This window comes from Paenibacillus sp. FSL R5-0749 (genome assembly GCF_038595085.1).
Lineage (GTDB): Bacteria > Bacillota > Bacilli > Paenibacillales > Paenibacillaceae > Paenibacillus.
Window position 1 is genome coordinate 1,537,661 of the sequence record NZ_CP152005.1, and the last position, 12,816, is coordinate 1,550,476.

Annotated in this window: 11 protein-coding genes and 2 other annotated features; of the genes, 10 read left to right on the plus strand and 1 reads right to left on the minus strand. The window is 48.0% G+C overall.

Annotated features, from left to right (window positions below; all coding sequences use genetic code 11):
- Nucleotides 1-16: 16 nt before the first annotated feature.
- The 3 genes from rimI (at nt 17) to MKY85_RS06700 (ending at nt 4,356) form a co-directional block, all read left to right on the plus strand.
- The gene (gene rimI / locus MKY85_RS06690) at nt 17-538 is read left to right on the plus strand and encodes a ribosomal protein S18-alanine N-acetyltransferase (RefSeq protein ID WP_237176573.1); all 522 of its coding nucleotides are present in this window, start codon (nt 17-19) and stop codon (nt 536-538) included.
- Nucleotides 535-1,590, plus strand: a complete 1,056-nt coding sequence (gene tsaD, locus MKY85_RS06695) for a tRNA (adenosine(37)-N6)-threonylcarbamoyltransferase complex transferase subunit TsaD (RefSeq protein WP_342572159.1) — start codon at nt 535-537, stop codon at nt 1,588-1,590. The genes rimI and tsaD overlap by 4 nt, the downstream gene beginning before the upstream one ends.
- A 90-nt stretch (nt 1,591-1,680) precedes the next feature.
- Nucleotides 1,681-2,038: a binding site (T-box leader), on the plus strand.
- 67 nt (nt 2,039-2,105) lie between these two features.
- Nucleotides 2,106-2,445, plus strand: a binding site (T-box leader).
- Nucleotides 2,446-2,799: 354 nt separating this feature from the next.
- A complete protein-coding gene (locus MKY85_RS06700; protein ID WP_253431642.1) occupies nt 2,800-4,356 on the plus strand; it encodes a 2-isopropylmalate synthase in 1,557 nt (518 codons plus the stop codon).
- 571 nt (nt 4,357-4,927) lie between these two features.
- Here the strand turns inward: MKY85_RS06700 and MKY85_RS06705 are convergent.
- Entirely contained in the window at nt 4,928-6,886 is a 1,959-nt protein-coding gene (locus MKY85_RS06705; protein ID WP_339240314.1) for an ABC-F family ATP-binding cassette domain-containing protein, read from the minus strand.
- 280 nt (nt 6,887-7,166) lie between these two features.
- On the opposite strand from MKY85_RS06705, the gene MKY85_RS06710 reads away from it, so the two are divergent.
- The 7 genes from MKY85_RS06710 (at nt 7,167) to groL (ending at nt 12,630) form a co-directional block, all read left to right on the plus strand.
- Complete coding sequence (locus MKY85_RS06710; RefSeq protein WP_339240315.1) at nt 7,167-7,805, plus strand: 5-formyltetrahydrofolate cyclo-ligase; 639 nt, start codon at nt 7,167-7,169, stop codon at nt 7,803-7,805.
- Nucleotides 7,806-7,820: 15 nt separating this feature from the next.
- Entirely contained in the window at nt 7,821-8,324 is a 504-nt protein-coding gene (gene moaC / locus MKY85_RS06715) for a cyclic pyranopterin monophosphate synthase MoaC (RefSeq protein ID WP_223869015.1), read from the plus strand.
- 37 nt (nt 8,325-8,361) lie between these two features.
- Nucleotides 8,362-8,847, plus strand: coding sequence for a MogA/MoaB family molybdenum cofactor biosynthesis protein (locus MKY85_RS06720; protein ID WP_017690080.1), 486 nt, complete (start codon nt 8,362-8,364; stop codon nt 8,845-8,847).
- Nucleotides 8,848-9,049: 202 nt separating this feature from the next.
- A complete protein-coding gene (gene tatA, locus MKY85_RS06725) occupies nt 9,050-9,298 on the plus strand; it encodes a twin-arginine translocase TatA/TatE family subunit (protein ID WP_036611264.1) in 249 nt (82 codons plus the stop codon).
- 78 nt (nt 9,299-9,376) lie between these two features.
- The gene (tatC, locus tag MKY85_RS06730; protein ID WP_339240316.1) at nt 9,377-10,159 is read left to right on the plus strand and encodes a twin-arginine translocase subunit TatC; all 783 of its coding nucleotides are present in this window, start codon (nt 9,377-9,379) and stop codon (nt 10,157-10,159) included.
- 481 nt (nt 10,160-10,640) lie between these two features.
- Entirely contained in the window at nt 10,641-10,922 is a 282-nt protein-coding gene (gene groES / locus MKY85_RS06735; protein WP_153977313.1) for a co-chaperone GroES, read from the plus strand.
- Between the two features lie 73 nt (nt 10,923-10,995).
- Nucleotides 10,996-12,630: a chaperonin GroEL gene (gene groL / locus MKY85_RS06740; protein WP_342572160.1), complete on the plus strand. Its 1,635-nt coding sequence runs from the start codon at nt 10,996-10,998 to the stop codon at nt 12,628-12,630.
- Nucleotides 12,631-12,816: the final 186 nt, after the last annotated feature.

Sequence of the window (12,816 nt, forward strand, 5' to 3'; positions counted from 1 at the left end):
AGGGGAGGGGAAGCAGATGGACAACGTGGCGAATAATAAGCAGGAAGCATCGCTTCAGTTCAGGTTCATGACACTCGCGGATATTCCCGATGTGATGGAGATTGAACATGAGGCCTTTACCCTGCCTTGGACAGAAGAAGCATTTCAAAATGAATTGACACACAATCAATTTGCTAAATATATGGTGATGGAATTGGAAGGCAAAGCCATTGGTTATGCCGGAATGTGGACGATTATGGATGAAGCCCATATTACCAACATTGCAGTCAGAGGCGCGTATCGTGGACGCAAGCTTGGCGAAAAGTTACTGGATGAATTAATGAGTACAGCGGCTTATCTCGGGATGGAACGAATGACGCTGGAGGTCAGAGTGTCGAACAGCATAGCTCAGCGTTTATATCAGAAAAAAGGGTTTGAATCGGCGGGTCTTCGTAAAGGGTATTACTCCGATAATGGGGAAGATGCGATGATTATGTGGGCGAACTTGCCGTCTGCAGGCCGGAGCGGCGAAGAGGAAGGAAGCGTACTGGATTCATGAACGAACTCAATGAAAAAATAAATTCTGCACCATCCTACATTTTGGCGGTGGAGACAAGCTGTGATGAAACATCGGTAGCTGTAGTCAAGGACGGACGGGAAGTGCTGTCCAATCTGATCTCAAGTCAGATCGAGACGCATAAGGCATTTGGTGGTGTGGTCCCTGAAGTCGCTTCACGTAAACACGTGGAAGTCATTACGTTGATGCTGGAACAGGCGATCGAACAATCCGGTATTCGTCCGCGTGATCTGAGTGCAATTGCCGTGACGCAAGGCCCGGGACTCGTTGGGGCATTGCTGGTAGGCATTGTTGCGGCCAAAACGCTGGCGATGGCACTGGGCAAACCGCTCATTGGCACACACCATATTGCTGGGCATATTTATGCCAACCGACTTACCCATGAACTGCAATACCCGGCGATGGCACTGGTCGTATCGGGTGGACATACAGAACTTGTGCATATGGAATCCGAAGGCAAGTTCAAGTTGATTGGTCGTACGCGAGATGATGCCGTCGGCGAAGCCTATGACAAAGTAGCACGTGCATTGGGCTGTCCTTATCCGGGAGGTCCGCATGTGGACCGGATGGCGTCTGAAGCGGAGGATGTGGTACCACTACCAAGGGTATGGCTGGAAGCAGGTTCATATGATTTCAGTCTCAGTGGTCTGAAGTCTGCTGTACTGAATGCGCTCAATCAGGCTAAAATGCGCGGAGAAACCTTGGAGCCATCTGCCGTTGCACGTGGTTTCCAGGAAGCTGTCGTAGAAATCCTGGTGGAGAAAGCAGTAAGAGCCGTTCGTGAGTATGGTTCAAAACAATTGCTGTTGTGTGGTGGTGTTGCCGCTAACCGGGGATTGCGCTTTGCATTACAGGAGCGATGCACGAAGGAAGGGCTTGAGCTGTTAATCCCGCCAATGGAATATTGTACGGATAACGCGGCCATGATCGGAGCGGCTGCATATCTGAAATGGCAGCGGGGAGAAATCTCTGAATTTGATGCCAAAGCTGACCCGGGGCTTTCCCTGGAGGCATGGTCCGTTCAGTCCCTATAAACAGGCCGTTTGAGATTAAGAGTTGACAGCCTGCATGTGAAGAATGTATATTAGTTACAAATTTAAACAGGAAGTTATTTTCCTGAATGAATAAACGCGATGAACAGGAACAGTAAGGTCAATTCCCGGTTTAGAGAGCTGCGGGTTGGTGCAACGCAGTCGAAGGAAACCTGAAACTCACCTGGAAGCGGAACGATGGAACACGGTGACTCCCCGGGAGAATCCGAAGGCCGATTATGGCCCAAAGTACATGGTTACGGGTTGCCTCCGTGAATGGGCCGTTGTCGGAAGGACCGTTATTACAAGGATTGCCGACAATAACTGAGGGGGCTTTCAGGCTGCTTCAAGTGATCCGGAGGTGCGAAAGCATCTAGGGGTTCTCTTGAATGAACAGGAAGGAAGTCAACAAGAGTGGTACCGCGAAGGTGAACAGCCTGTCGTCTCTTGCATTATTGCATGAGGTGGCAGGCTTTTTTTGATTTTTAAAATAAGGATGATTGAATTTAGGTCATATGATAAATGTGATGAACGGGAGCAGTAGAATGATAAAGCGCTCAGAGAGCTGCGGGGTGGTGCGACGCAGTGGCTTAAGTCATTCGAATCTCGCCCGGGAACGGAGTTGTGGAAGCGTGGGGACGATTTCAATAGCCCAGTTGTCCTAATGAACAACGACATGTGTTACACAGCAACGGTTAACCCGCGTTATAGGGTGTTTCTCCGAATTCCAGTGATGAATGTACGTGCACGCACATTCAGCGGATATCGGAGACGACGAGGTGGATGGAGTCCGGCGCAAGCCTGACCCATCAAGCGAGAGTGGTACCGCGGAGGGGATAATAACCCGCCGTCTCTTATATGAGATGGCGGGTTATTTGTGTTTGCTGCCGGCAGCAGGGTGGGCATGGGATAAACCATATGGAGATTGAAAAGGGAGAAAGACAGGGTGTAAGTCGACGTACAGCCTGTCACAAGCAAGTAGGCTATTTAACAAACGAGCAATGAATATGGAACATCGAGTAAATGAACATGAAATATCAAGTATAGGCACTAAATATGCAATAGGCTCTAATGATTACCAAGGACTAAGCTACTAACGACATACGCATTTACAAACAAAATATATAACAACATTGATGGCGATCAGCGGGTGTTCTATGGCTCGTGGATCGTAACAAAAATGAATATAAAATTTGATGGAGGTTGATGAATATGACAACGATTAATAACAAACGCATGATTGAGATTTTTGATACAACGCTGCGCGATGGAGAACAGGCACCGGGAGCGAGTCTGCAACCCGAGCAAAAGATCGAACTGGCACACCAACTGGCATCTCTGGGGATTGACGTCATTGAGCCTGGATTCCCGATCTCCAGTCCAGGTGAGTTCGCGGCGGTTCAGGCGATTTCGAGACAGTTGCAGAACGTGGAGATCTGTGGATTCGCGCGTGCGGTCAAAGGTGATATTGATGCAGCCGTTCAAGCAACAGCGGATGCAGCACGGCGCCGAATTCACCTGTTTATCTCTTCCTCGGATATTCATATAGAACATCAGCTGCGCCGTCCGCGTAGTGAAGTGGTGGCTACCGCTCGTGAGATGGTATCTTATGCGCGTCAGTTCACGGACATCGTAGAGTTCACTGCTATGGATGCGGCTCGTACCAAGATGGACGATCTGATTGAAATGGTTGAAGTCGCTATTGAAGCTGGAGCGAGTATTATCAACCTGCCGGATACGGTTGGTTATGCTCTGCCACATGAGTATGGCGAGATGTTCCGCCGGGTACGTGAGGGTGCAAGAGGCGGCGATCAGGTTCGCTATAGTGCACACTGTCACAATGATCTGGGCCTGGCCGTAGCGAATAGTTTGGCCGCGATTGCCAATGGGGCTTCCCAGATTGAAGTGACGATCAATGGTATCGGAGAACGGACGGGGAACTGTGCACTGGAAGAACTGATTATGGCTCTGGAGACCCGGGGAGATGCAATTGGTGCAACGACCAACATTAAGCTGAACCAGCTGTATGAGACTTCTCGTCAGATTAGCCGTGCCATGCACTTCCCGATTGCATACAACAAACCGGTGGTGGGACGTAATGCATTCCAGCATGAATCCGGCATCCATCAGGATGGTCTGCTGAAGAATCGGAGCACTTATGAGATTATGGACCCGGAAGCGCTGGGTATCCCTCGCAGCATGATTATTCTGGGCAAACACTCTGGTCGTCACGCCCTGAAGGATCGGGTTCGCAAATACGGTTTTGAGCCGGATGAGCAACAAATGGAGCAATTGTATGAGGTGTTCAAAGAAACCGCAGACCAGCAAAAAGTGGTCAGTGACGACCAGTTGCTGCAGATGGTTAGCCAGACCATGAATATTCCTGCACAGGATTATGAGCTGGTTGAATTGCAGGTGACGGCGGGCAGCATGACAGATCGAATGGCCGCCGTTCGTATTCGCACAAGTGCTGGAGAACAGTCTTACTCTGCCGTTGGCGGGGGTCCAGTGGATGCGACCATTCGTGCGATTGGTCAGAGTATTTCGGATGACATTGCTTTTGTTGATATGGAGATGCATGCCTTGAGCGGTGGAGAGGGTGCAAGTGCGGAGGCTGTAGTTACCGTGGAGCGTGCAGGACGTGAGTTCCGGGGAACGGCAACACATAATGATATCGTCATGGCTGCCGGTTTGGCTTATGTGGCGGCTTGCAATGCTGCTGGGCTGAAGGCGGAGCCTTCCGAACATCATGAACAAGCACATGCGTAGATCATCTGGGTCAGATCGTATGTGCAGCAGGTATAGTACTCATCGTGATTCGATTTGATCTACATTGCATCATGTGAGTAAACAACGGGCAGGCCTTGAACGACAGAGGTCTGCTTTTGTCTTTTTATGGAGGAAGTATGAAGAGAGGGAAAGTCTATTTGTCAAGGTGTGACTATAGTTATCCACATATCCAGTGAAAATTGTGGGTAACTGGGATAAAGTCAAACCAGTGCAGTTTTCGAAACGAAAAGGGTTTAGGGGATAGAACGACTCCTTACTATCCACAAAGTTGTGGATAACGTGGATAACGTGGTGGATAAATATGGTTTTTGTGTGTAAAAGGCTATTCTACCGCTGTATAATTAAGGTTATTAATGTGCTTGCTATCTTGCTTTGCTGTGGATAAGTATGAAAGATGGGCGTATAAAAATATTTCTCCTCATTCGAGTGAATTTGACAAAATCCAAAACAAGTCACCCCAATTTAAACAAAAAGCTGATCCCAGTAAGGAATCAGCCGAGGTACAACTATATTTGTAAGGACTTGTTCAAGCCATGTTTCTCAATTTGGGCTATTCCATAGCTAGTTCTTCCCACTCCTCATACGCCTTGGTGAGCTCTGCTTTGCGCTCCTCCGATTGTTGCTGGAGTTCTTGCAGCTTCATATAATCCTGGTAGATTTCAGGCAGAGCCATCTGCTCCTCAAGCTCTGTAATTTTCGTTTCCAGTTCCGCGATCTGTTGTTCCAGAGCTTCCTGCTTGCGTTGCCGGTTACGTTCTTCACGCTTTGCTTGTTTTTCCGCTTCGAACGAAGCCGCTCCAGATTTTTCGGTTGTTGCTGTACTCGGATCGGATTTGGAAGAGTTCTTGGATGAAGCTTGACGTGCCTCAGCAGCTTCGCGTGCGATGTCCTCAAGCTCCTGTTTCTTCTCCACATAATCATCATAATTTCCGAGATAGTGTTCTGTTCCACCTGGATGAAGCTCGACAATGCGCTCGGCCATTTTGTTGAGGAAGTATCGGTCATGGGAAATGAACAGCAGGGTACCTTCATAATCCATTAACGCCGCTTCCAGCACCTCTTTGGCAAACAGGTCGAGATGGTTCGTAGGCTCGTCCAGAATGAGCATATTGGCTTCCTTCAGCATCAGCTTGGATAGAGAGACACGTGCTTTCTCGCCGCCGCTGAGGGAAGAGATTTTCTTGAGCACATCGTCACCGCTGAACAAAAAGTTCCCCAGTACGGTACGAATACGTGCTTCTTCCATCCCCGGATAGGCACTCCACAGTTCTTCCAGAACCGTGTTGGACGGATTGAGCCCCGTCTGTTCCTGATCATAATAGCCAATCTGGACTTTCGTTCCCCATTGGATATCCCCGGATACAGGACGTAAACTTCCGGTTAGACACTTCAGCATGGTGGATTTGCCGATTCCGTTTGGACCGATCAGAGCAACGGTTTCCCCGCGCCGCAGATCAAAGGATACATTGCGGAACAATGGAGAAGCCTCGTCATAAGCGACAGACAGTTGATCCACACGAAGCACTTCTTTGCCAGACATCACGGCTGTTTCGAAGGAAAAATGAGCTTTTTTCAAATCTCCCATCGGCTTATCTAGGCGCTCCATTTTTTCGAGGGCCTTCCGGCGACTTTGAGCCCGTTTGGTCGTCGACGCACGTACAATATTTTTCTGGACAAAATCTTCCATCTTCGAGATTTCACCCTGTTGTTTCTCATATTGCTTCATCTGCGTCTCATATTCGGCAGCCTTGAGTTCCATATAACGGCTATAATTGCCCGTATATTTTTTGGAGCGATGCCGTTCGATCTCTACGATGGTCGTTACGAGCCGATCGAGGAAGTACCGGTCATGGGATACCACGAGCAATGCGCCTGAATAACCTCTCAGATAATCTTCCAACCAGGTGAGGGTGGCGATATCGAGATAGTTGGTAGGCTCGTCCAGCATGAGCAGATCGGGTGCCTGAAGCAAAATGCGAGCAAGTGCAAGGCGTGTCTTCTGCCCGCCGCTCAGCGTAGCAATGGGGGTATCCGGCGAAAATTCCCCGAATCCCATCCCGTGCAATACGCTGCGAATGCGGGTTTCCATCTCATAACCGCCATGGTCCTTGAACCAGTCGGAGCGTTTCGCATAACGTTCCAGCAGGTCCGCGTACTTTTTCTCGTCTTCCATCTGGGCAGGGTCGGCAATATCGCGCTCCATCTGACGCAAATCGGCTTCAGCCTGTGTCAGGTGAGCGAACACGTTCATCATTTCTTCCCAAATGGTGCGATCGGATTGCAGCCCGCTATTCTGAGCCAGGTAACCGAGCGTCGTTTCTTTGGATTTGAAAATCTGTCCCCCGTCATAAGACATTTCACCAGCTACAATTTTGAGCAAAGTGGATTTTCCTGCACCGTTTACACCAACGAGGCCGATGCGCTCGCGTTCTAATATTTGTAAGTTCACGCCGTCCAGGATTGGATCGACACCAAAACGTTTGATAATTCCGGATACTTGCAGCAGCATAAAATTAAGTTCCTCCATAGGTCCAGTTCTTGATATGACAACTATATCCCAGTTTACATGAAATACAGAGCAATTGCACCGATTGGGAACGCATGGGGCATGTAGTCTTTTTGATCAATCAATGATAAACTGAAAGAAGGCATGTTATTACATGAGGATTTTGCAGAAAATGAATCATTTTAACCTTTTCAACAAGATGACAACTGGTCATAACATATAAATTGTTTTTCAATGAGCGCTTTTTTGTACCTTCCCTATCAACAGGAGGTTATTCAAGGATATGCAGGATCATGCGGAACTGAAAAGCCAGCTTCGATCCAGACTGAGACAGAGCCGTGATCTGATGGATGCGAGCATGCATCAGCAGGCGATGACTAAGATTAACGTTGGAATGAGGCGTGAGCTGGATCGCCTTAGACAGGCCAAGAGTAAGGTCATGAACAGACCACTCGTCATATTCAGTTATCTGTCCTATGGAAGCGAAGCATCCACAGCTTTTCTTTTTCAAGAGGGCTGGAATCATGGAGATGTGATGTATGCACCGAAAGTGTTGGCGAACCCACCTCGAATGGAGCTACGGCGAGTGACCGGAGAACGGGATCTGGAGCCAGGCATATGGGGGATACCGGAACCCAAGGATTCCTGTGAAGTTCTCAAGCCTGAAGATTGGCCGGATATCGATCTCGTACTGGTACCGGGGCTTGGTTATGATCTGCATGGGGGGCGTATTGGTTACGGAGGCGGTTATTATGATCGTTTTGCCGAGACGCTTGCAGCAACATGTGTGATGACGGGCAAGAAACCTTTGATGGCTGCGATGGTATTGCCGGGTCAGTTACAAGAGGAGATCCCGATGGACCTGCTCGATCTGCGGATGGATCTGTTGATAACAACCGAAGGTATATTACATATCGAATAAAGGGTTGTGATGTGATTGAGTTCAGAAGTGAACAACGGCCAGGCTTCGGGTGGAAAACTGACCCATTTTAATGAACAGGGGCGGGCCCGGATGGTTGATATTTCGGGTAAGGAAATTACCGTGCGTACGGCTGTGGCCGTAACCAAGGTGACGATGAATCCAGATACACTGGAAGCGATTCGGGAGGGCCGAATCGGCAAAGGTGATGTTCTGGCTGTGGCTCAGATTGCCGGGATTCAAGGCGCGAAGAAAACGTCGGACTGGATTCCGATGTGCCATCCGCTGGCACTGACGGGTGTGGATATTCGTTTTCATGATAACGGAGTGGATGAATTACACATTGAAGTTACTGTCAAAACCGAAGGTAAGACGGGTGTTGAGATGGAGGCGCTCACGGCTGCCTCGGCTGCAGCACTGACGGTCTATGACATGTGCAAGGCCATGCAAAAAGATATGATTATCGGTCCAACCATGCTGAATTCCAAGAGTGGTGGCAAAAACGGTGATTACAGCCGATAGACAATATTTATTTTCATAGAGGAGAAGGGTGATCTTTATGGTGTGGAGAACAGCAATCCTGACAGCCAGTGACAAAGGAGCCCGCGGGGAACGTGAGGATACGAGTGCACAAGTCATTCGGGAGCTGGTGGAAGAAGAGCTGGGTGGTCAAATCGTGGAGTACCGTATCGTTCCGGATGAACCCGATGAGATTATCGCGGCTTTGATTGAGATGACGGATTATTTTCACGCCGATCTGGTGCTGACTACCGGTGGAACGGAGCTGGCCATTCGTGATATTACTCCAGAAGCGACCCGGCGCGTAATTGAACGGGAAGTTCCAGGGATGGCAGAGGCTATGCGGTACAGTGTAATGAGCAAAAACCGTTCTGCCATGCTGTTCCGTGGGGTCTGTGGCATTCGTGGTCGCACGCTGATTGTCAATCTCCCAGGCACGCCAAAGGGTGTGCACGAACATCTGGCTGCCATTATGGATCAGCTGCCGGAAGCGCTGCTGATGGTTACCGGTCAGTTCAAGCAATAAGCGAGTACGGACTCTCGTGCATGATATCCGATTAGACATAAACCATTGTTCAGGTAATATCTCTTATTTGTGAATATTGCGGGTTATGTAAGTGGTTACATCTGTGGTATGATGGGCTTAAATTAAGAACGACGCAGAAGACATCTATGAACATCTGGCCGAATATGCGCATCTTTGAAGCTTGAGACGAGGAGGAATATCAATGTTAAGTTCCATTGGACCAACGGGTTTTATTTTGCTGGCCGTGATTGCATTGTTGTTGTTTGGACCCAACAAACTTCCGGAACTGGGACGTGCAGTTGGGCGTACCTTCCGTGAATTCAAAGAGGGCGCTCGCGAGATTATCTCTGAGGATGACTCGTCCAATCGCAAAGAGCAGGAGAAGGCAAAACCACTGGCGGCTGAGAGCACACCTGCAGACAAGCCTGCTGATAAACGCCTGCCGGAATAATCTTGACGGCAATGAAAGAGAAATCCCTTCCTGCCGGAAGGGTTTTGTATTTTAAGCTGGCAATAATGGGGGGCAGGCATGACGCAGCAAATGGAAGAAATGTCGATTACGGAACATCTGAGTGAGCTGCGGAAGCGGCTGATCTACGTATTAAGTATTTTTGTGCTGGGACTGATTGCAGGATTTTTTGTAGCGGACCCGGTATACCAATATCTGACCAAGTCAGAGTCGGCCAAAGGTTTTGTATTGCATGCCTTCTCGTTCTGGGACGGTATTGGCATTTACATGAAGATTGCGGGTTTATTTTCACTTATCATTACGCTGCCGTTTACGGTGTATCAGATCTGGAAGTTTGTTAGTCCGGGGCTTAAACCGCGCGAACGAAAAGCAACGCTGAAGTATGTTCCCTATGTATTTCTGTTATTTCTTATAGGGATGGCTTTTTCGTATTATGTTATATTTCCGATGGCACTCGCCTTTACAACAGCGATTACGGAGAAGATGGGGCTTGTGGAGACCTACGGGATGAAACAGTATTTCAGCTTCCTGTTTGGCATTGTGCTGCCTGTATCCCTGTTATTCGAGCTTCCTTTGCTTATTATGTTTCTGACAGGACTGCGGATTCTGAATCCCATTCGTCTTCGCAAGATGCGCAGAGTGGCTTATTTTGTCCTGATCTTCATTGCAGTGGTGATTACACCTCCAGACTTCATATCCGATCTGCTGGTGATGATTCCCTTGCTCCTGTTATATGAGATCAGTGTATTATTATCCGCAATTGTATACCGCAAGCAGCTTGCGGCCGATGAAGAGATCGAATCCCGTTACGTCCGTGCCGAGGATAAGAAGCATGCGGGTTAGAACATAAGATGGTATCAAAATGCAACACAGGATATCTCATTCATTATGGCTGGTATATGACTGGTATGCGTGTGAGTGGGGATGATCAGTAACTGTAATATGCCCGGAGAAGACGGTTTGTTCTTTTCCGGGCTATTGTTGTAGATTGTTCCACTGCTAGGCAGGACAAGCAGGCATATTATGTTCAACAATGGATACAATGGGAAAGGGACTGTCTGCTAACGTTGCAGAAGGGCTCAAGAATTTCGTAAAATAAGAATAGTGAATTTCCACATAGAACCAGGCACAGCGGGTGTACTTTGGCTATGTTCGTGTAAATTCAACGTAAATTCTCACAGGAATTCGTCAAAAGGACTTGAAATCATGCTTCAAGTTGAGTATCATAAAGTTGGTTGTTAGCACTGAACACTGTCGAGTGCTAATACATATGGCTACAACCTACAATGTAACGTTATATAATTTCAAAAGGAGGCTATTTTTCATGATCAGACCTTTAGGTGAACGCGTATTGGTAGAACCACTGGAGCAAGAGCAAACAACTTCTTTCGGGATCGTACTCCCGGACTCCGCCAAAGAAAAACCGCAAGAGGGTAGAATCATTGCAGTTGGTGCTGGAGCATTGAAAGACGGCGTACGTGTGGCTCTGGAAGTGAAAGAAGGAGATCGCGTTATTTTCTCCAAATATGCCGGTACAGAAATCAAGTTCGAAGGTAAAGAATATTTGATTATGAAAGAAAGCGATATTCACGCGATTCTCGACTAATTCAAATTTAATCGGATAACCGAACCATATAGCAATACCATTTTCCAACAAAAACTAGGGAGGTTTTCTTAACATGGCTAAAGACATTAAATTCAGTGAAGACGCTCGTCGCTCCATGCTTCGTGGTGTGGATGCATTGGCTAATGCAGTAAAAGTAACACTCGGTCCTAAAGGCCGTAACGTGGTTCTGGAGAAAAAATTCGGAAGCCCGCTCATCACTAACGATGGTGTAACGATTGCTAAAGAAATCGAACTGGAAGATGCATTCGAGAACATGGGTGCACAACTGGTTAAAGAAGTAGCTACTAAAACCAACGATGTTGCCGGTGACGGTACTACAACAGCAACTGTACTCGCGCAAGCGCTGATCACAGAAGGTCTGAAAAACGTAACTGCAGGTGCTAGCCCAATCGGTATCCGTAAAGGGATCGACAAAGCGGTTAAAGCTGCGGTTGCTGAACTGCAATCCATCTCCAAACCGGTTGAAACCAAACAATCCATCGCACAAGTTGCAGCAATCTCTGCAGCTGACGAAGAAGTAGGCGAACTGATCGCTGAAGCTATGGAAAAAGTAGGTAAAGACGGCGTTATCACTGTAGAAGAATCCCGTGGATTCGCTACGGAGCTTGAAGTGGTTGAAGGTATGCAATTCGACCGTGGATACATCTCTCCTTACATGATCACAGACACGGACAAAATGGAAGCTGTTTTGGACAATCCGTACATCCTGATCACAGACAAAAAAATCTCCAGCACGCAAGACATCTTGCCATTGCTTGAGAAAATCGTTCAACAAGGCAAACCGCTGGTATTGATCGCTGAAGATATCGAAGGCGAAGCACTGGCTATGCTGGTTGTGAACAAATTGCGTGGTACATTCAATGCTGTAGCTGTTAAAGCTCCAGGATTCGGTGACCGTCGTAAAGCAATGCTGCAAGACATCGCTGCCCTCACTGGTGGCCAATTGATTACGGAAGAACTGGGTCTGGACCTGAAATCCGCTGTTGTGGAACAACTGGGTACAGCTCGTCAAATCCGTGTAACTAAAGAAAACACAATCATCGTTGACGGTGCTGGTAACAAATCCGATATCGATGCACGTGTTAGCCAAATCCGTACACAACTGGAAGAAACAACTTCCGAGTTCGACAAAGAGAAACTGCAAGAGCGTCTGGCTAAATTGTCCGGCGGTGTAGCAGTAATCAAAGTCGGTGCGGCTACTGAAACAGAATTGAAAGAACGCAAACTTCGCATCGAAGATGCCCTGAACGCAACTCGCGCTGCGGTTGAAGAAGGTATCGTATCCGGTGGTGGTACAGCGCTCATGAACGTATACAACGCGGTTTCAGGCGTAGCCCTGTCCGGTGACGAGCAAACAGGCGTAAACATCGTCCTGCGCGCTTTGGAAGCACCAATCCGTACAATCGCAGCTAACGCTGGCGAAGAAGGTTCCGTAATCGTGGAACGTCTGAAAAAAGAACAAACTGGCGTAGGCTTCAACGCTGCGACTGGCGAGTGGGTTAACATGATCGAAGCAGGTATCGTTGACCCTGCGAAAGTAACTCGTTATGCATTGCAAAACGCTGCTTCCGTAGCAGCAATGTTCCTGACTACTGAAGCGGTTATCGCTGACAAACCAGAACCAGCAGGTGCTGGCGGCGGAATGCCTGACATGGGCGGTATGGGTGGAATGGGCGGCATGATGTAATAAAGGTGTAAAAACCTTTAAAGCATCATGTGCCTGGCAGAGCGAATTCTCGTTAGATGTAACGAGAATTCGTGAAGCAGCCACTGTTATGAATGATAAATCAATGGCCACTCCTTAATATCTATTAAGGAGTGGTTTTTTTGTTTTATTGAGTATTTTCATAATTTAAGCCACTAGCATTTACCT